General features: G+C 68.1%; 20 protein-coding genes and 1 riboswitch. Of the genes, 8 read left to right on the forward strand and 12 right to left on the reverse strand.

All coding sequences use genetic code 11. The features are described 5' to 3' along the window. Positions 1 to 107: 107 nt before the first annotated feature. The 3 genes from INQ40_RS11915 to INQ40_RS11925 all read right to left on the reverse strand — a co-directional run bounded on the left by INQ40_RS11915 (position 108) and on the right by INQ40_RS11925 (position 3,745). Positions 108 to 2,222 carry a prolyl oligopeptidase family serine peptidase gene (locus INQ40_RS11915; protein ID WP_194340595.1) on the reverse strand — a complete coding sequence of 705 codons (2,115 nt, stop codon included), beginning with the start codon at positions 2,220 to 2,222 and terminating at the stop codon, positions 108 to 110. Positions 2,223 to 2,308: 86 nt separating this feature from the next. Beyond that, positions 2,309 to 2,659 (reverse strand): hypothetical protein, encoded by a 351-nt coding sequence (locus tag INQ40_RS11920; RefSeq protein ID WP_194340596.1) that lies wholly within the window; start codon positions 2,657 to 2,659, stop codon positions 2,309 to 2,311. A gap of 108 nt (positions 2,660 to 2,767) precedes the next feature. Then, positions 2,768 to 3,745 (reverse strand): YafY family protein, encoded by a 978-nt coding sequence (locus INQ40_RS11925; RefSeq protein WP_194340597.1) that lies wholly within the window; start codon positions 3,743 to 3,745, stop codon positions 2,768 to 2,770. Between the two features lie 180 nt (positions 3,746 to 3,925). Between INQ40_RS11925 and INQ40_RS11930 the strand changes: the two genes are divergently transcribed. From INQ40_RS11930 to hemC, 4 genes are all read left to right on the forward strand, one after another. After that, positions 3,926 to 5,689 (forward strand): SLC13 family permease, encoded by a 1,764-nt coding sequence (locus INQ40_RS11930; protein WP_194340598.1) that lies wholly within the window; start codon positions 3,926 to 3,928, stop codon positions 5,687 to 5,689. Between the two features lie 76 nt (positions 5,690 to 5,765). Continuing rightward, positions 5,766 to 6,449 (forward strand): alpha/beta hydrolase, encoded by a 684-nt coding sequence (locus INQ40_RS11935; protein WP_194340599.1) that lies wholly within the window; start codon positions 5,766 to 5,768, stop codon positions 6,447 to 6,449. Positions 6,450 to 6,486: 37 nt separating this feature from the next. After that, positions 6,487 to 7,242, forward strand: a complete 756-nt coding sequence (locus tag INQ40_RS11940; RefSeq protein ID WP_194340600.1) for a LytTR family DNA-binding domain-containing protein — start codon at positions 6,487 to 6,489, stop codon at positions 7,240 to 7,242. Positions 7,243 to 7,259: 17 nt separating this feature from the next. Beyond that, the gene (gene hemC, locus INQ40_RS11945; protein ID WP_194340601.1) at positions 7,260 to 8,177 is read left to right on the forward strand and encodes a hydroxymethylbilane synthase; all 918 of its coding nucleotides are present in this window, start codon (positions 7,260 to 7,262) and stop codon (positions 8,175 to 8,177) included. A gap of 81 nt (positions 8,178 to 8,258) precedes the next feature. Here the strand turns inward: hemC and INQ40_RS11950 are convergent, their stop codons facing one another. The 4 genes from INQ40_RS11950 to INQ40_RS11965 form a co-directional block, all read right to left on the reverse strand. Further along, complete coding sequence (locus tag INQ40_RS11950) at positions 8,259 to 8,924, reverse strand: DUF481 domain-containing protein (RefSeq protein ID WP_194340602.1); 666 nt, start codon at positions 8,922 to 8,924, stop codon at positions 8,259 to 8,261. A 97-nt stretch (positions 8,925 to 9,021) separates the two neighbouring features. Beyond that, positions 9,022 to 10,365: an MFS transporter gene (locus tag INQ40_RS11955; RefSeq protein WP_228482024.1), complete on the reverse strand. Its 1,344-nt coding sequence runs from the start codon at positions 10,363 to 10,365 to the stop codon at positions 9,022 to 9,024. Next, complete coding sequence (locus INQ40_RS11960; RefSeq protein WP_194340603.1) at positions 10,362 to 12,269, reverse strand: M48 family metallopeptidase; 1,908 nt, start codon at positions 12,267 to 12,269, stop codon at positions 10,362 to 10,364. The genes INQ40_RS11955 and INQ40_RS11960 overlap by 4 nt, the downstream gene beginning before the upstream one ends. A 33-nt stretch (positions 12,270 to 12,302) precedes the next feature. Beyond that, positions 12,303 to 12,899, reverse strand: coding sequence for a LemA family protein (locus INQ40_RS11965; protein WP_194340604.1), 597 nt, complete (start codon positions 12,897 to 12,899; stop codon positions 12,303 to 12,305). 220 nt (positions 12,900 to 13,119) lie between these two features. Here INQ40_RS11965 and INQ40_RS11970 point away from each other — a divergent pair, with 220 nt between their 5' ends. After that, positions 13,120 to 14,397 (forward strand): serine hydrolase domain-containing protein, encoded by a 1,278-nt coding sequence (locus INQ40_RS11970; RefSeq protein ID WP_228482213.1) that lies wholly within the window; start codon positions 13,120 to 13,122, stop codon positions 14,395 to 14,397. A gap of 176 nt (positions 14,398 to 14,573) precedes the next feature. Next, complete coding sequence (locus INQ40_RS13185) at positions 14,574 to 15,842, forward strand: hypothetical protein (protein ID WP_255524259.1); 1,269 nt, start codon at positions 14,574 to 14,576, stop codon at positions 15,840 to 15,842. Positions 15,843 to 16,249: 407 nt separating this feature from the next. Here INQ40_RS13185 and gcvH read toward each other — a convergent pair whose 3' ends face one another. From gcvH to INQ40_RS12000, 5 genes are all read right to left on the reverse strand, one after another. Further along, positions 16,250 to 16,645: a glycine cleavage system protein GcvH gene (gene gcvH / locus INQ40_RS11980; protein ID WP_193984858.1), complete on the reverse strand. Its 396-nt coding sequence runs from the start codon at positions 16,643 to 16,645 to the stop codon at positions 16,250 to 16,252. 87 nt (positions 16,646 to 16,732) lie between these two features. Then, positions 16,733 to 17,869 carry a glycine cleavage system aminomethyltransferase GcvT gene (gcvT, locus tag INQ40_RS11985; protein ID WP_194340607.1) on the reverse strand — a complete coding sequence of 379 codons (1,137 nt, stop codon included), beginning with the start codon at positions 17,867 to 17,869 and terminating at the stop codon, positions 16,733 to 16,735. Positions 17,870 to 17,969: 100 nt separating this feature from the next. Beyond that, the gene (locus INQ40_RS11990) at positions 17,970 to 18,407 is read right to left on the reverse strand and encodes an NfeD family protein (protein WP_194340608.1); all 438 of its coding nucleotides are present in this window, start codon (positions 18,405 to 18,407) and stop codon (positions 17,970 to 17,972) included. 3 nt (positions 18,408 to 18,410) lie between these two features. Continuing rightward, positions 18,411 to 19,364 carry an SPFH domain-containing protein gene (locus INQ40_RS11995; RefSeq protein ID WP_194340609.1) on the reverse strand — a complete coding sequence of 318 codons (954 nt, stop codon included), beginning with the start codon at positions 19,362 to 19,364 and terminating at the stop codon, positions 18,411 to 18,413. Positions 19,365 to 19,466: 102 nt separating this feature from the next. Next, positions 19,467 to 20,438: an aldo/keto reductase gene (locus INQ40_RS12000; RefSeq protein ID WP_194340610.1), complete on the reverse strand. Its 972-nt coding sequence runs from the start codon at positions 20,436 to 20,438 to the stop codon at positions 19,467 to 19,469. Positions 20,439 to 20,552: 114 nt separating this feature from the next. Then, a riboswitch (yybP-ykoY riboswitch) is annotated at positions 20,553 to 20,653 on the forward strand. Between the two features lie 109 nt (positions 20,654 to 20,762). On the opposite strand from INQ40_RS12000, the gene INQ40_RS12005 reads away from it, so the two are divergent. Further along, complete coding sequence (locus INQ40_RS12005) at positions 20,763 to 21,341, forward strand: TMEM165/GDT1 family protein (protein WP_194340611.1); 579 nt, start codon at positions 20,763 to 20,765, stop codon at positions 21,339 to 21,341. Between the two features lie 54 nt (positions 21,342 to 21,395). Continuing rightward, positions 21,396 to 22,529 carry a GGDEF domain-containing protein gene (locus tag INQ40_RS12010; RefSeq protein ID WP_194340612.1) on the forward strand — a complete coding sequence of 378 codons (1,134 nt, stop codon included), beginning with the start codon at positions 21,396 to 21,398 and terminating at the stop codon, positions 22,527 to 22,529. The last annotated feature ends 6 nt before the right edge of the window (positions 22,530 to 22,535 follow it).

A 22,535-nucleotide genomic window follows, 5' to 3' on the forward strand; every position in this document is an offset into this window, starting at 1 on the left:
GCGGACAAAAAGTGGTCCCTGGGACCCGAAATTCCATGAAAAGAGGCCGGGCGACAGACCCGGCCTCTCTGAATCCGGTGGCATCTCACCTGCCACCCCGGCGCGCATCAATCGGCCAGCTGGTTCCACAGGAAGGTGTAGGCCAGCGCGCTCATGTGCGCGGCCTGCTGGTTGTTGGCCGAACCGCCGTGGCCGCCTTCGATGTTCTCGTAGTAGCGCACGTCCTTACCGGCGTCGAGCATTTTGGCCATCATCTTGCGGGCGTGGCCCGGGTGGACGCGGTCATCGCGGGTGGAGGTGGTGAACAGGGTCGGCGGGTAATCCTTGTCAGCGTCGAACAGGTGGTAGGGCGAGAAGGTCTTGATGAACTCCCACTCCTCCGGCTTGTCGGGATCGCCGTACTCGGCCATCCACGACGCGCCGGCCAGCAGCTTGTGGTAGCGCTGCATGTCCAGCAGCGGCACCTGGATCACCACCGCACCAAACAGCTCCGGGTACTGGGTCAGCATGTTGCCGGTGAGCAGGCCGCCGTTGCTGCCGCCCTGGATGCCCAGGTGCTTGGGAGATGTCACCTTGCGGGCGACCAGGTCCTTGGCCACCGCGGCGAAATCCTCGTACGCCTTGTGCCGGTTGGCCTTCAGCGCGGCCTGGTGCCAGCGCGGACCGTACTCGCCGCCGCCGCGGATGTTGGCCACCGCATACGCGCCGCCCTTCTCCAGCCAGCCCTTGCCGACCGCGCCGGAATACCCCGGCGTCAGCGAGATCTCGAAACCGCCGTAGCCGTACAGCAGGGTCGGCGTGCTGCCGTCCAGCGGCATGCCCTTGGGGTGGACGAGAAAGTACGGCACGCGGGTGCCGTCCTTGCTGGTGGCGAAATGCTGCTCGACCACCTCGTTGGAGGCGTCGAAGAAGGTCGGCATGGTCTTCAGCACTTCCGGCGCCTGGCCGATGGTCGCCAGCGACAGCGACTGCGGATTGAGGTAGTCGGACGCCATCACCCACAGATCGTCGTTGTTGTCCGCGTCCACCGCGGCCACGCTGACGGTGCCTTCGGGCTGGTCGACAAAGGCACTGCGCGTCCAATCGCCGTCCGCCTCCTTGGGCGGGGTCAGCACGCTGAGCCGGTTCTTGACGTCCTCCAGCACGTTCAGCACGAGGTGGTTGGCGGTCCAGGTCGAGCTTGCGAGCGATGAGGTTTCCGTCGGCTCGAACAGGCTGGTGAAATCGCGCTTGCCGGCCATGAAGTCGTCGAAGTTGATCGCGATCAGGCTGCCTGCCGGCCAGGTCTTGCCGCCGGCTTCGTACGGGGCGCGCAGCTCCAGGACCATCCAGTCCTTGTGCACGGACTTCATCGCCGAGTTGGGCGCATCGACCTTGGTCAGCTTGCCGTCGGCGCCGCGCAGGTAGAGCTCGTCGTTGTAGAACGCCAGGGTGCGGGTGACGAAGTCGCGCTCGTAGCCCGGCGTGTGGTCGCGACCGGCGGCGATGTACATGTCGTCGGGCTTGCCCTCGTAGACCAGCGTCGCGCTGTCCATCGGCGTACCGCGCTGCCATTGCTTGACGATGCGCGGGTAGCCCGATTCGGTCATCGTGCCGGGGCCGAAATCGGTGAACACGTAGACGCTGTCGCGGTCGATCCAGCCCAGGCCGCCCTTGGCCTCGTCACGGAAGAAGCCGTCCTTGACCCAGCCCATCGTGCCCAGATCGAACTCGCGGGTGACGTCCGCATCGGCGCCACCGCGCGACAGGGCGACCAGGCAGCGCTGGTACTCCGGCTTCAGGCAGTCGGCGCCGTGCCAGACCCAGTTCTCGCCCTCGGTCTTGTTCAGCGCGTCCAGGTCGATCACCGTCTGCCACTGCGGCTTGTCCTTGCGGAACTCGGCCAGCGAGGTGCGACGCCACAGGCCGCGCTGGTGCTGCGCGTCCTTCCAGAAGTTGTAGTAGTAGTCGCCGATCTTCTCGACGTAGGGAATCTTGGCGTCCGAATCGAGGATCGCCAGGATCTGCGATTCCAGCTGCTTGAAGGCGGGCGTGGCGGCGAGCTCGGCTTCGGCCGCGGCATTGCGGGCCTTGACCCACTCCAGCGCCTTGGGCGCTTCGACGTCTTCCAGCCATTGGTACGGGTCGGACACTGGGGCCTCCTGGGCGTGGGCGCTGCCCATCGCCACTGCGAGGCCGGCGACAAGGATGGCGGCCCGACGGGCCTTCGACAGCTGCGACATGGGCGCTCCGGTGTGCAAAGTGGGGACAGGTGGGACAACCATGGAAAGTTAGCACAGCGCCACTTTCCCCCGGCCGGTGGCGCCAGCTATGCGGCCTCGGCGATGCCCCCGCGCCTGCCGCCGCGCGCCGGACGCAGCGGCAGCGTCGTCGAAGCGCGGCGTTTGGCTGCGGGCCACGCCTGCGTGCCGGTCCGCGCTCCGCGCCGCAGCGCCGGGGCGGCATTGCTCCGGCGACCGAGCCAGTGCAGCACGACCAGCGCACTCAAGGGCATGCCGAGCAGCCACAGCGGCAGCCAGCCGATCAGCTCGTGCGAGCCACGGGCGGCGGGCAGCACGATCAGCAGCGTTACGCCGACTGCCAGCGCATGGCACAGGGCCGCATGCAGGCGCGGTGCCAGGCGGTGGGCGGACAGCGGGCGGTCGGCGGGTCGGGTCATGACGGGGCTCCTCGGTGGCGATGCGCCGAGGATTGCGCTGGACCATCTCAGGGGCTGCGACCGGGCAGCTGACGGGCCAACGCCGTCGTCAGCCCGCGAGCCGGCGGCTCAGACCGGATCGCGGTCGTAGTTGCTGATCGCCAGGCTCAGCAGCGCCCGCGCCTGCTCGCGCAGGGACGGCGGCGCGGTGATCTCCGCATCGCTGCCGTAGTGCAAAACGTCCATCAGCAACTCGCGGCCGGAACTGAAGGGGATTTTCAGCTCGTAGCGCCCGTCCGGCAGGAAGCGGCCTTCCTGCTGCGAGTGCCAGTGCTCATCGGCCACCCAGCGCGCCGCCTTGGCACTGAAGACGATCGTCGCCCAGCCCTTGGGCGTGCCCGAGAAGATGCCGTAGCTGGAGGCCAGCTGGCGGTCGAGCTCCTCGTTGGGCACGTCGCTGGCAACCTCTTCCAGCTGGCGGGCGGCGCTGATCCGGTCCACGGCGAAGCTGCGCAGCGCGTCGCGGTCGTGGTCGAACGCATCCAGGTACCAGTTGTCGCGGTAATGGGTCAGCCGCTGCGGCGACACCGTGCGCCGGGTCAGCTGGTCGGTCGAGCGGGCGCGGTAGTCGAACACCAGCTGGCGCCGGTCCAGCACCGCGGTGGCGACGTGGCGGAACGCGGTCTCCTCCAGCCGGCGGGTGCGATGGGCGACCACCCTGACCCTCTCCACCGGCACCCGCCGTCCGCCGGCGTGGTCGTCGAGCAGTTTCTCGATGCGCTGCTGCAGCGGCGCCAGCGCATTGGCCAGCACGCCACCGCCGCTGCGCAGCATCAGTTGCTGCGCAGCCAGCAACGAATGCAGCTCGTCCGAGCTCAGCCACAGGCCGGGCAGCTCGAAGCGGTGGCTGTCCTCCGGGTCGTAGCGGAAGCCGGCCTCGCCGTTGCCGATCACCGGCGCCATCAGCTGGTCGCGCAGATAGGCCAGGTCGCGATAGACGGTGGCGCGCGAACACTCGAGTTCTTCCTGCAGGCGCGGCACCGTGACCGGATAGCGCGCGCCTGTGAGGATGCGGTGCAGGGCGTGGATGCGTTCGATGCGTTCCATGGTGCGCACTTTAGACGGTTCCGGGACTTCCTACGCCAACAACGCATGACGGCGCAACTCGCCCAGCCCCGCCCCTGCGGGCACAATGCGCCCCATGCATGACAGTCCCCGCCCCAAGACAGCGCCGGCCCCCGCCATGCGAACCATGCCCGAGCCCTGCACCGCGCGAGCCCGCCGCTGATGCAGATCGACCTGTGGCTGACGCTGGCCGTCCTGGCCGGCGCGGTTTACCTGTTCGTCAGCGAGAAGCTGGCCACCGACGTGGTCGCGCTGCTGGTGCTGGCTTCCCTGCTGGTGCTGGGACTGGTGACGCCAACGGAGGCGCTGTCGGGTTTCAGCAGCGAGGCGACGATCACTGTCGCGGCCATGTTCGTGCTCAGCGCGGGGCTGCAGCGCAGCGGTGCTCTGGAAGGCCTGGGCGAGGCGCTGGCGCGGATCCGCTGGAGCTGGCTGTTCGCGCTGGTGATGATGGTGGTGATCGCCTTCATCTCCGCGTTCGTCAACAACACCGCGGCGGTCGCGGTGTTCCTGCCACTGGTGATCGCCGCTGCCATCTCCCAGCGCCGCGCGCCCTCCAAGCTGCTGATCCCGCTGTCCTATGCCGCCCAGTTCGGCGGCGTGTGCACGCTGGTGGGCACCTCGACCAACCTGCTGGTGAACTCGCTGGCGGTGCAATCGGGCCGCGAAGGCTTCGGCCTGTTCGAGTTCGCGCCGCTGGGAATCATCTTCGTCGGCATCGGCATCACCTACCTGATGCTGTTTGGCAACTTCCTGCTGCCCGACCTGGGCGTGCCGGAGGTCGATGACGGCGGCCTGGACGGCATCTTCCTGGTCGAACTGCGGGTGCCGGAAGGCTCACCGGTCATCGGCACGGAGGCGATGAAGGCGTTGCCGGAGGACATGGCGGCCAAAATGACCCTCAAGCTGGTCCGCGACGGCGCGATCCGGCCGCGCCGCAACGCGACCATCGAGGCCGGCGACCGGCTCCTGCTGCGCGGCGAATGGAGCCTGATCCAGCGCCTGCGCAAGCAGCTCAAGCTGGAATTCGACCACGTCGCGCGCGACCTGGAAGGCGACGTGGAGGCGGTCCGGCTGCACGCCAAGGTGATGATCGCGCCGGGCTCGCACCTGGTCGGCCACACCCTGGCCAGCCTGCGCTTCGGCCACATCTACCGGGCCCGCGTGCGCGGCATGCAGCGCCAGCAGCGCGCGCCGTTCTGGCAGCACATCGACCATGCGCCGCTGGCGGTGGGCGACATCCTGCTGGTGGACAGCACCGAGGCCGCGCTGTCGACCCTGCGCGACGATGCCAACTTCGTCGTCCTGGGCGAGCGCGCGCAGCCGCGGGTGGACAAGCAGCGCGCGTGGACCTCATTCCTGGTCATGTTCGCGGTGATCGGCGCGGCCGGACTGGGCCTGCTGCCGATCGTGGCCTCGGCGATCCTGGGCTGCGTGGCGCTGATCGTGTTGCGCTGCCTGGAGCCCGACGAGGCCTACGCCGCGGTGGACTGGCGGGTGGTGATGCTGCTGGCCGGCGTGCTGCCGCTGGGGATCGCGCTGGAGCGCTCCGGCGGCGCGGACTGGCTGGCCCAGAACGCGATCGGCCTGGTCGGCCATATGGGCCCGGTGGTCTCGCTGGCGGTGATCTACCTGATGACCTCGGTGCTGACGGAGATGATGAGCAACAACGCCGCCGCGGTGCTGATCGTGCCCATCGCCATTGCCACCGCCGAGTCGCTGGGCGTGGACGCCAAGCCATTCCTGGTTGCGGTCGCCTTTGCCGCCTCGACCGCGTTCGCCACCCCGGTGGGTTACCAGACCAACGCCATGGTCCATGCAGCCGGCGGCTACAAATTCTCCGACTTCATGCGCATCGGCCTGCCGCTGACCGTGATCTTCTGGGTCACGGCGGTGCTGCTGATTCCGCTCTATTTCCCGTTCTGACCTCACACCGCCGTTCGCTCCGGCACCGGCACAGAGCCAACTGGCCGACGGCGACGCAAGCGGGGACAATGGCGGGATGGAAATCAACGCTGCACTGCTCGAGACCGTCGAGCACGAAACCGGCCCGGCGCCGGAATGGTCGGTCATCTGGCTGCACGGCCTGGGCGCGGACGGCAACGACTTCGCCCCGATCGTCCCGGAGCTGGTGGGCCGCGACTGGCCGGCGCTGCGCTTCGTGTTCCCGCATGCGCCGGTGCGCGCGGTGACGGTCAACAACGGCGCGCGGATGCGGGCCTGGTACGACATCCGCGATTTCGACCTGGCCAACCGCGCCGACGAGGTCGGGGTGGAGGAATCCGTCGCCCAGGTCGAGGCGCTGATTGCACGTGAAGTGCAGCGCGGGGTGCCGGTCGGGCATATCCTGCTGGCCGGGTTTTCGCAGGGCGGCGCGATCGTGCTGGCCACCGGGCTGCGCCGGCGCGAACCACTGGCCGGGCTGGTCGCGCTGTCGACCTATCTGCCGATGGCCAACCGCGCCGCCGAACTGCTGCAGCCGGGCGCGGGCGCGCAGCCCCTGTTCATGGCGCACGGGACGCACGATCCGGTGGTGCCCTTCCAGGCCGGCGAGCGCAGCGCGGAGGCGATGCGCAAATTGGGTTTCAATGTCGATTGGCATGCCTATCCAATGGCGCACCAGGTGTGCGCCGAACAGATCCAGGCGCTGGGTGAGTGGATGACGGCGCGTTTCGCCGTGGCGTGAAGGGGCGGCGGCTGCACGGCCGCGTTGGGGAGAAGCGATGAAGGTGGTCATAGCCGACGATGAGCCGCTGGCGCGCACGCGCCTGCGCAGCCTGCTCAGCGACATGCCGGGGATCGAGCTGGTTGCCGAGGCCGGCGACGGGCATCAGGCGCTGAAGGCGTGCGCCGAGCACGCACCCGACCTGCTCCTGCTCGACATCGCCATGCCGGGGATGGACGGGCTGGAAACCGCGCGCCACATGGCCACCTTGGAAGCGCGCCCGGCGGTGGTGTTCTGCACCGCCTACGACGCCCACGCGCTGTCCGCCTTCGAGGCGGAAGCCATCGACTACCTGGTCAAGCCGGTGCGTGCGGAGCGGCTGACCGCGGCGCTGGACCGCGTGCGTACCTTCCGCGCCGGCGCGGCCCGCAGCGGGACCGCGTTTGACGATGTCACCCCGTCACTCACCGTGGACACGGCGCAGCGCAGCCACCTGTGCGCGCGGCTGCGCGGCGGCCTGCGGCTGATTCCGCTGGACGAGGTGCGCTACCTGTTCGCCGACGAGAAGTACGTCGTCGTCCACCATGCCGGCGGCGAGGACCTGATCGAGGAATCGCTGCGCTCGCTGGAGGAGGAATTCGGCGAGCGCTTCGTGCGCATCCATCGCAACTGCCTGGTCGCGCGCGACCGCATCGTGGAGTTGCGGCGCAGCCCCGAGGGCCAGGTCACGGTGGTCCTGCGCGCGGTCGAGCAGGCGCTGGAAGTCAGCCGACGCTGCGTGCCGGCCGTGCGCGAAACGCTGCTCCAGCTGTAACCGGCGATAATGCCCGCATGACCACACTGCGCATCGCCACCCGTAAAAGCCCGCTCGCCCTGTGGCAGAGCGAACACGTCGCCACCGCCCTGCGCGCCGCCCATCCCGGCCTGCTGGTCGAACTGGTACCGATGAGCACCCGCGGCGACGAGGTGCTGGACCGGCCGCTGGCGGCGATCGGCGGCAAGGGCCTGTTCCTGAAAGAGCTCGAAGTCGCGATGCTGCGCGGCGAGGCCGACTGCGCGGTGCACTCGCTCAAGGACGTGCCGATGGACCTGGAGCCCGGTTTCGCCCTGCCCGCCATCCTGGAGCGCGCCGACTACGCCGATGCCTTCATCAGTAACCGCTTCGAGGATATCGGCAGCCTGCCCCAGGGCGCGGTGGTCGGCACCTCGTCCCTGCGCCGACAGGCCCAGCTTCGCGCGCTACGCCCGGACCTGCAGTTGCGCGACCTGCGCGGCAACGTCAACACCCGCCTGGCCAAGCTGGATGCCGGCGACTACGACGCCATCGTGCTCGCCTGCGCGGGTCTGCATCGGCTCGGTCTGGGCGATCGGATCCGCGCCCGGCTGCTGGTTCCCGACTGGCTGCCGGCACCCGCCCAGGGCGCCATCGCGATCGAGTGCCGGGACGACGATCCGGCCATCGCCGACCTGTTCGCCGCGCTCGACCACGGCCCGACCCGCACCTGCGTGGAGGCCGAGCGGGCGATGAACCGCGCCTTGCACGGCAGTTGCCATGTGCCGGTCGCCGGCTACGCCGCGCTGGACGGTGATGCGTTGTCGCTGCACGGGATGGTCAGTTGCGCCGAGGACGGCCGCTCGGTGCGCGCGTTCAGCACCGGCCGCGCCGATGACCCTGCGGCAGTCGGTCGAGACGTGGCGGAAGGGCTGCTCAGGCAGGGTGCGGGCGAGTTCCTGCCGCCGCGCGACTGACGCTCGCACGCGACGCCAGCTGTTCGTGCCGCCGTCCGCACTCGCGTTGGCGGTGGCGGCCGGGCGGCCTGACCGAAGACATCAGAACCGCCGACGCAGCTTGAGCGTCGACTCGGCCGACTCCGATCCGCTCTGCCCGGTTTCCCGGTGGCGGATCTGGAAATCGCTTTCCAGCGTCCACTCCGGCCACAGCGACACGTCCAGCCCGAAGGACTGCTTGACGAAGGTGCTGCCGTCCTGGCCGGCCTCGAACTGGATCCGCTGCGACCAGTTGGCGCGGTCGTTGATGCGGTGGCCAAAATCCACCGCCCCGCGCAGCACCGCGCCGCGGTGGTCGATGCCGTCATCGTTCAGCGGCGCCAGCCGGTAGCCCGCCCCCAGCTGCAGGCCCAGGCGGGTCGGACCGTCACGCAAGGCATCCACGTGGTAGCGCGTGCCCACGCGCCAGTTGTTGGAGTAGCTGGCGGTGTGATCGCGCGGCCGGGCCGGTGCCCACAGACTGATCCAGCGCTGGCTGCCCGGCAGTGCCGGCCGTGCCTTGCGCTTGTCGTGGAAGGTCAGGCTTGGTGCCAATGCCGAGCCGCGCCGCCACTCCTCGTCGCCGCAGCGGGTGGAGTAGCAGAACTGCCGCAGTTGCGCCGGATCGCTTCCCAACTGGACCAGCGTGGGATCACCGGACACCGCGGAGGCAGCAGGCAAGGTGGTGAACGGAATGACCGCCAGGGCCATTCCCAGTACGACGCTCATCGTTGAACATGCTTAACACGGGCCCGTGAGTATGCCCCGAAGCCCGCGCCAGGTTGGATACCGCGCTTAAACGGCGCACCGACGATCGATGCCGACGTCAGCGCTTTTCGTGCGCTCGCTCGTCGGGCAGGTCGCGCTGCGCGCGAACGATCCCCCATGCGCCCAGGCTCATGCCCAGCGCGACGAAGATGCCGGCGGCAAACACCATGCTCGAGCCCAGCACCGCGATCGCCTTGTGCAGCCAGACGAAGGTCAGGTCACCGCCGCGGTAGACCACCGTGTCGATCACCGCCTTGGCCTTGTAGCGCGACTCGCGGTCGACCCGGGTATACAGCGTCTCGCGTGCGGGCTTGGCCAGGGAGAACTCACCGGAGCGGGTCACCACCTGCACGATCGCCACCATCAGCGGCAACGGCGAGGCCGCCAGCAGGCAGTAGCCCAGCAGGATCGCAATGGCCGGGCCCAGCAGCGCCGGCGCCACGCCGAAGCGCTGCAGCAGCGAGCGCGTCACGAACACCTGCACCAGCAGGGTCACCCCGTTGACCGCCCAGTCGACCGTCGCGTAGTACCAGGTGCCCGCCTCCGCGCCGGGATAGAACTGCTTCACGATCGCCGCCTGCTCGTTGTAGAGCAGCGTGCCGACGCCGACGCCAAAGAACATGGTGATCGCGAGCGCGCGCAGCAGCGGCCGCTGCCACACCAGTTTCAGCCCGGCCAGCATCGAGCCACCCATCGCCTGCTCGCCGCCGGTCTCGCCGTGCTGCTCCTCGCGCCGCCGCGCCCACGGCCGCAGCTTGAGGATGCACAGCAGGCAGATGGCGAGGAACCCGGCGGACACCAGCAGCAGGTTGGCCACGCCGATCACCTCGACCAGCAGGCGGGTGATGCCGGGCCCGACCAGCGCACCGATCGTGCCGCCCGCGCCGATGTAGCCGTACACCAGCTTGGCCTGCTGGTTGTCGAACACGTCGGCCATGAAGCTCCAGAACACGGTCACCGCGAACAGGTTGAACACCGCCGTCCAGATGAAGAACGCCCCGCCACGGCCGGCGACGCCGGTATGGAACAGGCCGAAGAAAAACACCAGGCAGGCGATGAAGAACAGGTACACGACCGGCAGGAACACGCGCCGCGGAAAGCGCGCGACCAGCGCGCCGTACACCGGCTGCAGCACCACCATCGTGACGAACGTGCCGGTGAACAGCAGTTGCAGGGTGTACTCGCCCAGGGCGAAGCCCGCGCCGTCGGCCAGGTCCAGCAGCCACTGCGGAAACACCGTGCTGGGATCGCCGGAGGCGCCCATCGCATCGCGTACCGGGCGCACCACGTAGTAGCCGCACAACAGGCTGAAGAAATACAGCAGCGACCACCACAGCGGCGGCGAGTCCGCCAGCGCGGCGCGCAATCGGCGGATCCGGCCCAGCCCGCTGGAACCGCTCACGCCTGCGCCAGCATCGGCGGCAACGGGCAGTGCAGCACGCCGCAGACGGTGCGCAGCAGTTCGGATTCGGCGACCGTCACGCGGCCGTCGTGACCGATCGCCAGTGTGATCGCCTCAACCAGCAGGCGCTTGGCCAGCGGGTCCAGGGAATCCAGCGGAACCCACACATCCTCCAGCGCCAGCACTCCTTGTGGTGGGACCACGTACGGCAGGGTCGCCTGCGGCAGTATCCGCTGCATGCCGGCGATGTAGGCCCGCCGCGCCACCGCGGCGTCTGGATGACCGGACGAGGCCACCACCGCGAGCATGATCGCGATTTCCTGCTTGACCTTCGGCGGACTGCGTCGGCCGGTCCGGGCGTAGCGCGACGGATCCAGCGACTCGCGCAGCTGCACTGTCAACAAACGACCCAGGCAATATTCAAACAGCGACACGCTGCCATCGGCGAGCACCATCGCATTGGCAGCATCCAGGAACAGCTCCAGCTCCGGCCGGGGCCGCCGGCGCAGTACCGGAAACGCCAGCGCGGCCAGCGGCATCCGCAACGCCGGGTGCAGGCCCCGCAATGGCTCTGCCATCGTCGCCAGGTCGGCGGCGACCGCACGACCCAGCCGCGCGCCGACCCCGAAAAGCTGTTTGTCGGCAATCGGCTTCTGGTCGTCCAGCAACAGGCCGAGGATCAACGGCATGACCTTTTCGCGGTCGGCGGCGAACACCCGCAGCTCTTCGGGAATCGCGGCCACGATGCCGCCCGCAAGGCGGTAGTCGGTCGCGTCGGGCTGGCCTACGTGGCCCGACACCCGCTGTTCGTCGACGCGATAGGCGGCGCCGCTGGCCGGAAGCGGGCTGCTGTCATGCAATCCCAGTTGCACGTCCTCCTCCAGCCCATGCGGCGGATGGTCCATCCAGCGCCGGGCCAGGGTGTCCAGTCGGGCGTTGGAAAATGAAGGATCCAATGCCTTGATCCGTTCCAGCACAGGCGGGTGCGTGGCCAGCAGCGGACCAAACAGGCTGCCAAAACGCAGGCCCTCGCCAAACAGCATGTGGCTGATTTCCTCCGCGTCCGCGACGGCGAACAGATGCGAGCCGTCGGGCAACCCGGCGATCTTTTTCAAAGCCCCTGCCAGGCCCGTCGTCTGGCGCGTGAACTGGACCGCGCTTGCATCGGCCAGCCGCTCGCGGCTGCGGCTGATGCCAGCACGGATCATGCGCGCGAAGAACAGGCCGATCCAACCGACCACGAGGGCCACCACTGCGCCGGCCATCATGAAGATCGCTGCGGTGGGACCGCGCCCGCCGTCGCGCGAACCGTACAAGCCGAAATGCAGGACCTTGTGCCCGATCAGGGCGATCATCGAGATCCCGAACAGCACGCCCACCAGACGCAGGTTGAGGCGCATGTCGCCATTGAGGATATGGCTGAACTCATGCGCCACCACCGCCTGCAGCTCGTCACGGTTCAGCCGCTCCAAGGCGCCACGCGTCACCGCGACCACCGCATCGGACGGCGAGTAACCGGCGGCGAAGGCGTTGATCCCGGCATCGTGCTCCAGCACATACAGCCGCGGCATCGGCACACCGGAAGCGATCGCCATTTCCTCGACCACATTGCGGAAGCGGCGCAGATCCGGATCGGTGCTGTCTTCCGGCGCCGGCTCGCCACCCATCTCCATCGCGATCGACTCGCCGCCCCGACCCAGGCTCGCAAGGCGGTACAGCGAACCCATCCCGATCACCAACAGAGTCAACACGGTGCACCAGGCCAGAACCGTCACGTTGCTGCCGGCCACCGACCACGCAACCAGGTCCACCGCCAGCACCACCGACACGACGGCGAGTGAAAACAATGCCAGCAGCCGCGCGGAACTGCGCCGGGCAGCCGCCTGGTGTTCGAAGAAGTTCATCCGATCAACCCATCGACGACGGCTTGACGCCGGTCAGAACGCGACTTTCGGGCTCTGCCGCATCTCGGTCTCGTCGATCGGAATGGCGAGCAGCCCGGCCGGCCTGAAGCCGCAGTTGCCCGCGATCAGGCTCGCCGGGAACACTTCGCGGCGGTTGTTGTAAGCGGTCACCCCGTCGTTGTATGCCTGACGGGAGAACGCTACCCGGTTCTCCGTGCTGCGCAGCTCTTCGGTCAACTCGCGCATGGTCTGGTTGGCCTGCAGTTCGGGGTAGGCCTCGGCCACCATCATCAGACGACCCAGCGCGCCGCCGAGTACACCTTCGCTGCTGCCAAGCCGGGCCATCGCCGCAGGATCACCCGGCACGCTCTTGGCTGCGGCCGCACCGGACATCGCCGCCGAGCGCGCGGTCATCACCGCTTCGAGCGTTTCGCGCTCATGCGACATGTAGCGCTTGGCGATCTCCACCAGATTGGGTATCAGCTCAAAGCGCCGCTGGAGCTGCACGTCGATCTGTGCGAACGCGTTCCTGTAGGCATTGCGGGCGCCGATCAGACCGTTGTAGATCCCCACCGCCCAGAAGCTGAACAGGAGAATTAATCCCAATAGAATCAGGAAGCTGAACGTCATTGCTCGCAAACCTCTGGAAAACGGCGTTATGATCGGGTGAACCCAGCATACGCAGGCGATGCGACCGATGAAAGACGAATCGAACCGGCGAACCCGACTCGCCCGGCGCGCAGCCGCCCTGACCTTCCTGCTGACGGTGGCGTTGGCCTCCACGGCGCAGACGCCGCTGTTGGGCGCGGATGCGCAAAGCGGTTCGCCGCTGCCGGCCACCAGCTCGGCGATGGACACCTTCATTGCCACCCAGGTGGTGCCCGACCTGCGTGCAGAGCAGGCGCTGCAGGCACCGCCGCCGGCCAAGCCCAAGGGCCCCGCACTGCCGGCGGGATTCGACGTGGCCACCTTTGAAGCGATCGCCCAGCAGATGGTCGCCGACCAGCGCGTGCCGGGCATGGCGATGGCGATCGTGCACAACGGCCAGGTGCTCAGCGCCCGCGGCTACGGCATCACCGACGTGAGCGACGCGCAACCGGTCGATGCGCACACCGTGTTCCGCCTGGCCTCCTTGTCCAAGGGCTTTGCCGGCACGATGGCGGGGCTGCTGGTCAACAACGGCAACCTGCGCTGGGACAGCCACCTGACCGACTACGTGCCCGAGTTCCGCATGAGCCAGCCCGGTGCCGCCCAGCAGATCACCGTGGCCGACATCCTCAGCCACCGCGTCGGCCTGACCAACAACGCCTACGACCGCGACCTGGAGGGCTACGTGCCCTACCGCGAACTCAGCCGCAAGCTGGCGGCGGCGCCGATGAAGTGCGCGCCAGGCACCTGCTACGCCTACCAGAACGTTGCCTTCAGCCTGATCGGCGACATCGTGTTTGCGACCACCGGCGACTTCTACAGCCAGGAAGTCAGCCGCCGACTGCTCAAGCCGCTGGGCATGAACGACGCCAGCCTGGGCCTGGAAGGGATCGAGTCGAGCGCGCGCTGGGCCAAGCCGCACGTGCGCGGCAAGGGCGGCTGGGTGTCGGTGATGCCCAAGTCGACCTATTACGAAGTCGCGCCCGCCGCCGGCGTCAACGCCAGCGCCAACGACATGGCGCAGTGGCTGCTGGCCCACACCGGTCATCGCCCCGACGTCCTGCCCGCGCCACTGCTGGCGACACTGCATGCGCCGCTGGTCGACACCCCGGACCAGACGCGTTCTTCGGCCTGGCGCCGCGCGCGCCTGGATTCCGCCGGCTATGCGCTGGGTTGGCGCGTCTACGAGTACGGCGGCCATCGGGTGGTCTACCACGCCGGCGCCGTCCAGGGTTACCGCGGCATGATCGCGCTGGTCCCCGACACCGACCTGGGCATCGTGATGCTGTGGAACGGCGAGAGCACGCTGCCGACCGGCCTGCTGCCGACGATGCTCGACCGGGCCTTGAACATCCCGTCCTCGCTGACCGCGTGGCTGGATCCGAAGATCGATCCCAGCATCCGCTACGCCGCCCGGCCGCAGGAGAACAGCGACGCGCCCGGCTCGACCGCGACCCGCTCGACCGCCGCCCCGCAGTAACCGGGGCGCGCTCTTCCGCGACGTAACGATCTGACGCCCGCCGCGCTGGCGCGGACCTGATGGAAAAAGCCCTCTACCGCACGCGTCGGTAGAGGGCTTTTTTATCACCGCCTGCTTGGCGCGAGGCCGCTCCCTAGAGCAGGGCCTTGGGGGTTTCGGGCGTCGCGGTGGGCGGCATGACCGGCTTCTTCTTGCTGGCGGACTTGCTGGCCGGCTTGCTGGCCGCCTTCTTGGCTGCAGCGGAGTTCCCCGCGGACTTTGCCGCGGTCTTTGCCGCGGTCTTTGCCGGGGTCTTCGAGGCGGCCGAAGATGGGGACTTCTTCGCGGCGACCTTGCTTGCCGGAGCCTGCTTGCCCGCGGTCTTGCCGGAGGCTGCCTTCTTCGCAGGAGCCTTCTTTGCCGTGGCCTTCTTTGCCGTGGCCTTGCTGGACGCGGGCTTCTTTGCCGCGGCTTTACCGGCTGTGGTTTTCTTCGCGCCGGTCTTCGCTGCAGCGGCGCTACCCGATGTCTTTTTCGCCGCGCTCGACTTGCCCGTGGTCGACTTGCTCGCCGTCTTCTTGCTTGCCGTCTTCTTGGCGGCGGTCTTCCCGGCTGCCACTTTCTTTGCCGGCGCCTTCTTCGCCGCGGCCTTCTTCACGGTTGCCTTCTTGGCGGCTGCGCTCTTGGTCGCTTTCGCTGCGGTCGACGCCTTTGCGGTTGCCTTCTTCGCGGGTGCCTTTTTTGCTGTCGCCTTTTTCGCCGTCGCTTTCTTGGCGCTGGCGCTCTTTACCGTCGCCTTCTTGGCCGCGGCTTTTTTCGCCACCGGCTTTTTCACACCGGCCGTTTTCGCCGTCGCTTTTTTTGCGGCGGTCTTGCTGCTGGCGGCTTTTTTCACCGTCGCCTTTTTCGTCGTGGTGCCGGCGGCGGCCGACTTGCTGGCTGCCTTCCTGGCCGGCGCCTTTGCCGTGGCGGTCTTTCCGGCTGGCGTCTTGCGCGTTGCCGGCTTGCCGGCGCCTGCCGCCCCGTCGGTAGTGGTCGAGCCGGCATCCATGCCATCGGTGGCAGCGCCGTTGCTGCCGGAGTTGGTGGCCGATGATTTCGCGGCAGACCTGCTGGCCGTCTTTCTCGGGGTGGGCGACTTGGTTGCAGCTTTTCTCATGGCCATGCGATGGTTCCTCGTCAGTGGTCTATCGTGGATACAACCCGGTTCCAGGCAACGCCGTCTGCGCGGCTTTCCGACGCCGACACGCCGTACCCGGAAAAACAAAAACCCGATTCTCCGCAAGGGAAGAACCGGGTTCGGCGCGATACGTTTTCCGGAGCTTGTACGCCGCCGCGCGCGTCAGCGACGACGGAGACCGGACCGCCGCGCCGTCGATCGGTGCGTTGGTCGGTTTGGCAATACGACTGGCCGTCGTGAATTTGCTCACTCTTATCCGCGCAAGTGTGTCCTTCGCGCAACCTAGTCACGCGGTTTGTCGGTGTCAACAAAGTTCAGGGCGCGCGCGCGTTGATTCATCGACACGACGGAGGAACGTGCAATCTACGCATCGACGGCTTACCGCGCGTCGCGTCGTGCAAAGTCCAGGCAGAGTGCTGCATGCAGCGCTGCAGACCGCGCGGTACAAGGCTGACGGCACTGCGTGGCCGTCGCGGATCAAGTGGTGAAGTTTTCACCAACGCGTATTCGCTGGTGAATTATTGACCAGTGCGCAGGCAACCGAAATGACGCGAAGGCGATGCCGGTTTCGCGCTGCACCAAACCAATTGCGCGGTACAAGGGCACTTCGCGCGCCGCTTGCGCACCGTGATGTGGACAAAAGAACACCCGCGCCGTTTCCGGCGCAGGTGCGATCAGGCCATGTCGCGAAACTCAGGCGTCGTCGTCTTCCACCATCGCCGCGTACGCGTCGGGATCGAGCAGGTCGTTGAGCTGGTCTGGATCCTCGATCTTGATCGTGAACATCCAGCCTTCGCCGAAGGCATCCTCGTTGATCGTCTCCGGCTTGTCCTCGAGGGCGTCGTTGACCGCCTCGACGGTGCCGGTGACCGGCGCATAGATGTCCGATGCGGCCTTCACCGACTCCACCACCGCGCAGGCGTTGCCGACCTCGACGCGATCGCCCACCGCGGGCAGTTCGACATAGACCAGGTCGCCGAGCATGCCCTGGGCGTGGTCGGAAATACCGATGGTCACCGTGCCGTCGTCTTCGACGCGCACCCATTCGTGTGATTTCAGAAACTTCAGGTCGCCGGGGATCTCACTCATGGCATTGCTCCGCTTACCGCTGGTGGATGGAAGGGTCGCTAGTGTAACCAAGCCGGCCGGCGGCGAGCGCGCGGCCTGGGTGCGTGGTCAGTCAAGCACGCCGGGCTGCGCCTGGCCATCGCGGACGAAGGGGAACTTGACCACGCGCAGCGGCACTTCCTTGCCGCGGATGTCGACGCGCACGTTGCCGGCTCGACCCAGGGCGATCTCGCCGGCCGGCACCCGGGCGAAGGCGATGCCCTTGCCGAGCGTGGGCGAAAAAGTACCGGAAAGGATCTCGCCGTCGCCCAGATCGGTGAGCACTTTCTGGCCGTGCCGGAGCACGCCGCGATCGTCCATCACCAGCGCGATCATCTGCCACCCGGCACCGTCGCGGTGTTGGCGCTCGAGCACGTCGCGGCCGATGAAATCACGGCCTTCGTCCAGGCTCACCGTCCAGCCGAGCGCGGCCTGGTAGGGCGTGACGTCCTCGTCCATGTCCTGCCCGTAGAGATTCATCCCCGCCTCCAGGCGCAGGGTGTCGCGCGCGCCCAGGCCCGCCGGTTTGACGCCGGCATCCAGCAACGCCTGCCATATGGACACCGTGGCCGACTCGGGCAGCACCAGCTCGAAGCCGTCCTCGCCGGTGTAACCGGTCCGCGCGATGAAGATGTCGGTGCCATCGTTGCCGCGGGTCTGGGTGAAGGAGAACTTGGGCAGCTTGCCGATGCGCTCGCGCTCGGCGGGATCCAGCAGTTCGATGACCCTGTCGCGCGCCTGCGGTCCCTGCACCGCGATCAGGCCGAAGTCGGCGCGCTCGTCGACGCTGACATCGAAAGCCTTGGCGTGGCGTTCGATCCAGGCCAGGTCCTTGTCGCGGGTGGACGCGTTGGACACCAGGCGGAAGAAGTCCTCGGCGATGAAGTAGATGATCAGGTCGTCGATCACGCCACCGCGCTCGTTGAGCATGCAGCTGTAGAGCGCCTTGCCCGGCTTCTTCAGCTTGTCGATCGAGTTGGCCATCAGCAGCCGCAGCAGCTCGCGGGTGCGCGGGCCGCGCAGGTCTATAACAGTCATGTGGCTGACGTCGAACATCCCGGCGGACTGGCGCACCAGGTGGTGCTCGTCGATCTGCGAGCCGTAGTGAATCGGCATGTCCCAGCCGCCGAAGTCGACCATCTTGGCGCCGAGCGCGCGATGATGGGCGTTGAGGACAGTGTGCCGTGGGGCCGTGGTGGAGGTCATGGTCGATCCTGGCAGGAATGATCCGGCCATTATCCCAGACCGGACGGCGGCGACGTGGCACCGGCGTACGGTGGCGGCGGCGACGTTCGAAACGCCGCGCCTACTCCGCCGATTGCACCCGCAGGGTCATGCCTTCGCTGCCGACCACGCGCACCCTCGTGCCGGCGGGAAGCTCCGGCCCGGTCACGTCCCAGTACGCATCGGCGATCTGGACCCGGCCGCGCCCCTGCACGATGTCCGTGTGCAGGGTGGCCACATGGCCGACCAGCGCATCGGCGCGGCGGTTGAGGCTGGGCCGGTCACTCTGGCGGCCGCGACCGCGGAAGCGGGTGCGATAGATCTGGATGGAGATCACGCTGAGCACGACGAACGCCACCGCCTGCGACAGCAGCGACAGGTCGAACAGCAGCAGCAGCACGAACACCGCCGCGGCGGCGACGCCGAGCCAGAGCAGGAACGCGCCCGGTATCAGGGTTTCGGCGGCGATCAGCACCAGTGCGACCACCGCCCATGTGACCGCCTGCCAATCCCAGTGCATGGCTCAGCGCCCGATCCGCGGCGCTGCGGACGCCGCGCCGGGTTGCGCGCCCAGCGCGTCCTTGGCCAGCTCGGCGATGCCGGCCAGCGAGCCGATCACGCCGGCGGATTCCATCGGCATCAGCACGAACTTCTGGTTGGGCGCCTCGGCCAGCGCCTTGAACGCCTCGATGTACTTCTGGGCGATGAAGTAGTTGATCGCCTGCACGTTGCCGTTGGCGATCGCGTTGGACACCATCTCGGTGGCCTTCGCCTCCGCCTCGGCCAGCCGCTCGCGCGCTTCGGCTTCGCGGAAGGCGGCCTCCTTCTCGCCCTCGGCGTGCAGGATCGCGCCCTGCTTCTGGCCCTCCGCCTTGAGGATCTCGGCCTGGCGGAAGCCCTCGGCCTCCAGGATGTTGGCGCGCTTCTCGCGCTCGGCCTTCATCTGCCGTGCCATCGCATCGACCAGGTCGCGCGGCGGTGCGATGTCCTTGAGCTCGATGCGGTTGACCTTCAGCCCCCACGGGTGGGTCGCCTGGTCCACGGCCACCAGCACCTTGGCGTTGATCTCGTCGCGCCGCGACAGCGACTCGTCCAGGTCCATCGAACCGATCGAGGTGCGGATGTTGGTCATCACCAGGTTGAGCGTGGCGATCTCCAGCTGGGCGACCTCGTAGGCGGCCTTGGCGGCGTCCAGGACCTGGAAATAGACCACGCCGTCGACCTTGACCACCGCGTTGTCCTTGGTGATCACGTCCTGGCTGGGCACGTCGAGCACCTGCTCCATCATGTTGATCTTGCGCCCGATGCTCTGGTAGATCGGCACCAGGAAATGCAGGCCCGGCGAGAGCGTGTGGGTGTATTTGCCGAACGCCTCCACGGTCCATTCGTAGCCCTGGGGAACCATGCGCACGGCCTTGAACACGACCACCACGCACACCACCAGCAACACCACCGCCAAGCTCGTTCCCAGATTCATCCCTGCATCCCCTTCAGTGAGAACGCGAGTATAGGCACGCGCCCGGCCAGCGGCGCGGCTCGCGATCCGCGGCGGACGCGGCCGCCCGCCGAAGACGTGCCGTCAGCTGGCGACCACGCGGATCTTGTGCCAGCACGCCTCCTCCAGCGTCTCCAGGATGTCCAGTGCCTGCAGGTTCTGCAGCAACTGATCCACGCGCGTGGCGCCCAGGATGACGCTGGAGACATGCGGGTTGCGCAGGCACCAGGCGATCGCCAGCGGCGCCGGCGCGACGCCGAACTCGCCGGCCAGCGCCGTGAACTCGCGCGCGCGCTCGAGCCGCCGCTGCTCCGGATCGCCGATGACCATCCCGCGCAGCCAGCCGATGGACGGGTCGGCCAGGCGGCTGTGCTCGGGGATGCCGTCGTTGTACTTGCCAGTCAGCAGGCCCGAGGCCAGCGGCGACCACACCGTCGCACCCATGCCGTATTCGGCGTACAGCGGCGCGTACTCGAGTTCGACGCGCTCGCGGTGCAGCAGGTTGTACTGCGGCTGCTCCATCGTCGGCGCGACCAGATGGTTCTGCCGCGCCACCTTGTGCGCTTCGCGGATCTGGCCGACCGACCATTCCGAGGTGCCCCAGTAGAGGACCTTGCCCTGGCGCACCAGCGCGTCCATCGCCCACACGGTTTCCTCCACCGGCGTATCGGGGTCGGGGCGGTGGCAGTAGTACAGGTCCAGATAGTCGACCCGCAGCCGGCGCAGGGCGGCGTGGCAGGCGTCGGTCACGTGCTTTCGCGAGAGGCCGCGCTGGGTCGGCCGCGGCTCTTCGGTCGCGCCGAAGAACACCTTGCTCGACACGCAATAGCCGTCGCGCGGCAGACGCAGGTCGGCGATCACATCGCCCATCAGCGATTCGGCCGCGCCGTGGCCGTAGCCCTCGGCGTTGTCGAAGAAATTGATGCCGTTGTCCCAGGCGGCCGCGATCAGCTCGCGCGCGGTCGTTCGTCCCACCTGACCACCGAAGGTCACCCAGGCGCCGAAGGACAGGGCCGACAACTGCAGGCCGGATGAACCGAGGCGACGGTATTGCATGGTGGCTCCTTGCTGGATGGCGCGGCGGCGGACGCCTGCAGTGTAAGCGCCGGCCCTCGAAAACACGGCGAGCTGGCCGTCTTGCCGGCGCCGGGCTAGACTGCCGGCGCTGTTCCTCCGGGGAGTAGCTCGTCTGCGCACTGCGCAGAAGCACGCATCAACATACTTGGCCCGCCGGCCATGGTGCATGCGGCCCGCGCCCAGTCGCGCAGGCTGAGCGAGACCGAAGGCAGGTTTGCGCGAACAACCCATGCTGGCCACCGGCCATCGGGGCCGGGCCGCGCGGCCTGCTTTCGCCTCGCCGCCCGGCCCCTTGCAGAATCCATGATTGATGCGCTTCCGTTTTCGACCGCACTGATTTCCACCGCCACCGTTGCGTTGGCGGAGATCGGCGACAAGACCCAACTGCTGGCCCTGCTGCTGGCCGCGCGATTCCGCCGGCCGTGGCCGATCATCGCCGGCATCGCCGTGGCGACAGTGCTCAACCATGCCGTGGCCGCCTGGGCCGGCAGCGCGGTGGCCCACTGGCTGCAGCCGGACGTGCTGCGCTGGGTGGTTGCCGCCAGCTTCATCCTGGTGGCGCTGTGGACCCTGAAGCCCGACACCCTGGACGAGGACACCCCGATTGCCACGCGCAGCGCGTTCATGGCCAGCACGGTGGCGTTCTTCATCGCCGAGATCGGTGACAAGACCCAGATCGCCACGGTGCTGCTGGCCGCCAGATACGTGCCGCTGTGGGAAGTGGTGGTCGGCACCACGCTCGGAATGCTGCTGGCGAATGTTCCGGTGGTCCTCCTGGGCAGCCGGTTTGCGAACCGCTTGCCGCTGGTCGCCGCGCGTCGGGCCGCCGCGGCGGTATTCCTGCTGATCGGGCTGTGGGTGGCGCTGCGCGGCGTGGGCTGAGCCGCATGCCGCCGGCGCGCGCTATCCTCGCCGCTACAGGCGCGGGACACAGGGATGAATCAGAACCGCAACATCGGCGGCACGTTCAGGACCGTACTGTCGCGGCCCGACGAGATCATGCTCGCGGCCGGCGCCTCGGGCGAACTGCTGGCGGCGCGCCTGCGGGTGGCGCTGGCGGCCTGCCTGTTCCTGCTGCCGCTGACCAATGCGCTGACCGGCGGCCTGCCGGGAGAAAGCGTGATCGGCTTTGGCGGCGCCGCTTTCGTCAACATCTTCGCGCTCCTGTGGTTGCGGCTGGCCCGCCGTCCGCGCCATTACCGATGGCTGCCGTTCGCCACTGCGGCCTTCGACGTGACCGCCACCACCGTCGTGCTGGCACTGCTGGGCGCGCAGTACCTGCCGGCGGCGCTCAACTCGATGGTCGTGTGGTGCTGCTACGTACTGGCGATCCTGATGACCGCGTTGCGCAGCGACGGACGCATCACGGTCTTTGCCGGCGCACTGGCACTGGTGCAGTACGGCATGCTCATCGCGATGGTGTTCCTCACCGCCTCGGCCGATCAGCTGCTCTCGCCCGAGTATGGCGCGGTGACGCCGGGCAGCCAGATCCAGCGCCTGATCCTGCTCGCCCTCACCACCGCGCTGACGGCCACCATCGTCTACCGCATGCAACGGCTGGTGCAGATGTCGGGCATCGATGGCCTGACCGGCCTGCCCAACCGGACGTGGCTGCTGCACCGGATGCCATGGCTGCTGGAGGCCGCGCACGAACAGGGCCGGAGCCTGAGCCTGGCATTGATCGACCTGGACCACTTCAAGGCCATCAATACCGAGGTCGGTCATCGCGTGGGCGATCGCGTGCTGTGCCACCTCGCGGCGGTCCTGCAGGATGCGCTCAACGAGAGCGAGTGGCTGGTACGACTGGGCGGGGAGGAACTGGTGCTGGTGATGCCACTGCCGGTCGGCGCGGCCTGGGAACGCATGGAGGTACTGCGGCGGCGCGCGGCCGCGCACCCGTTCCATCCCGGCACGCCCCGGGCGGAGCCGATCCGCATCACGGTCAGCGTCGGCGTCGCGGCCAGCCCCCACGATGGCCACGACACCTCGCAGCTGCTGGGTCGGGCCGATCGCCGGCTCAAACACGCTAAGCGCGGCGGTCGCAACCGGGTGGTCGCACGCGACGAGTGAGCGGGC

The sequence above is a fragment of the Lysobacter sp. H21R4 genome, assembly GCF_015277535.1.
GTDB lineage: Bacteria > Pseudomonadota > Gammaproteobacteria > Xanthomonadales > Xanthomonadaceae > Novilysobacter > Novilysobacter ciconiae.

What these genes read in the sequence shown, in the direction of transcription:
- INQ40_RS11915 (WP_194340595.1), bottom strand. Translation starts at nt 2,222, where the DNA reads ATGTCGCAGCTGTCGAAGGCCCGTCGGGCCGCCATCCTTGTCGCCGGC.
- INQ40_RS11920 (WP_194340596.1), bottom strand. Translation starts at nt 2,659, where the DNA reads ATGACCCGACCCGCCGACCGCCCGCTGTCCGCCCACCGCCTGGCACCG.
- INQ40_RS11925 (WP_194340597.1), bottom strand. Translation starts at nt 3,745, where the DNA reads ATGGAACGCATCGAACGCATCCACGCCCTGCACCGCATCCTCACAGGC.
- INQ40_RS11930 (WP_194340598.1), top strand. Translation starts at nt 3,926, where the DNA reads ATGCAGATCGACCTGTGGCTGACGCTGGCCGTCCTGGCCGGCGCGGTT.
- INQ40_RS11935 (WP_194340599.1), top strand. Translation starts at nt 5,766, where the DNA reads ATGGAAATCAACGCTGCACTGCTCGAGACCGTCGAGCACGAAACCGGC.
- INQ40_RS11940 (WP_194340600.1), top strand. Translation starts at nt 6,487, where the DNA reads ATGAAGGTGGTCATAGCCGACGATGAGCCGCTGGCGCGCACGCGCCTG.
- hemC (WP_194340601.1), top strand. Translation starts at nt 7,260, where the DNA reads ATGACCACACTGCGCATCGCCACCCGTAAAAGCCCGCTCGCCCTGTGG.
- INQ40_RS11950 (WP_194340602.1), bottom strand. Translation starts at nt 8,924, where the DNA reads ATGAGCGTCGTACTGGGAATGGCCCTGGCGGTCATTCCGTTCACCACC.
- INQ40_RS11960 (WP_194340603.1), bottom strand. Translation starts at nt 12,269, where the DNA reads ATGAACTTCTTCGAACACCAGGCGGCTGCCCGGCGCAGTTCCGCGCGG.
- INQ40_RS11965 (WP_194340604.1), bottom strand. Translation starts at nt 12,899, where the DNA reads ATGACGTTCAGCTTCCTGATTCTATTGGGATTAATTCTCCTGTTCAGC.
- INQ40_RS11970 (WP_228482213.1), top strand. Translation starts at nt 13,120, where the DNA reads ATGGACACCTTCATTGCCACCCAGGTGGTGCCCGACCTGCGTGCAGAG.
- INQ40_RS13185 (WP_255524259.1), top strand. Translation starts at nt 14,574, where the DNA reads ATGACCGGCTTCTTCTTGCTGGCGGACTTGCTGGCCGGCTTGCTGGCC.
- gcvH (WP_193984858.1), bottom strand. Translation starts at nt 16,645, where the DNA reads ATGAGTGAGATCCCCGGCGACCTGAAGTTTCTGAAATCACACGAATGG.
- gcvT (WP_194340607.1), bottom strand. Translation starts at nt 17,869, where the DNA reads ATGACCTCCACCACGGCCCCACGGCACACTGTCCTCAACGCCCATCAT.
- INQ40_RS11990 (WP_194340608.1), bottom strand. Translation starts at nt 18,407, where the DNA reads ATGCACTGGGATTGGCAGGCGGTCACATGGGCGGTGGTCGCACTGGTG.
- INQ40_RS11995 (WP_194340609.1), bottom strand. Translation starts at nt 19,364, where the DNA reads ATGAATCTGGGAACGAGCTTGGCGGTGGTGTTGCTGGTGGTGTGCGTG.
- INQ40_RS12000 (WP_194340610.1), bottom strand. Translation starts at nt 20,438, where the DNA reads ATGCAATACCGTCGCCTCGGTTCATCCGGCCTGCAGTTGTCGGCCCTG.
- INQ40_RS12005 (WP_194340611.1), top strand. Translation starts at nt 20,763, where the DNA reads ATGATTGATGCGCTTCCGTTTTCGACCGCACTGATTTCCACCGCCACC.
- INQ40_RS12010 (WP_194340612.1), top strand. Translation starts at nt 21,396, where the DNA reads ATGAATCAGAACCGCAACATCGGCGGCACGTTCAGGACCGTACTGTCG.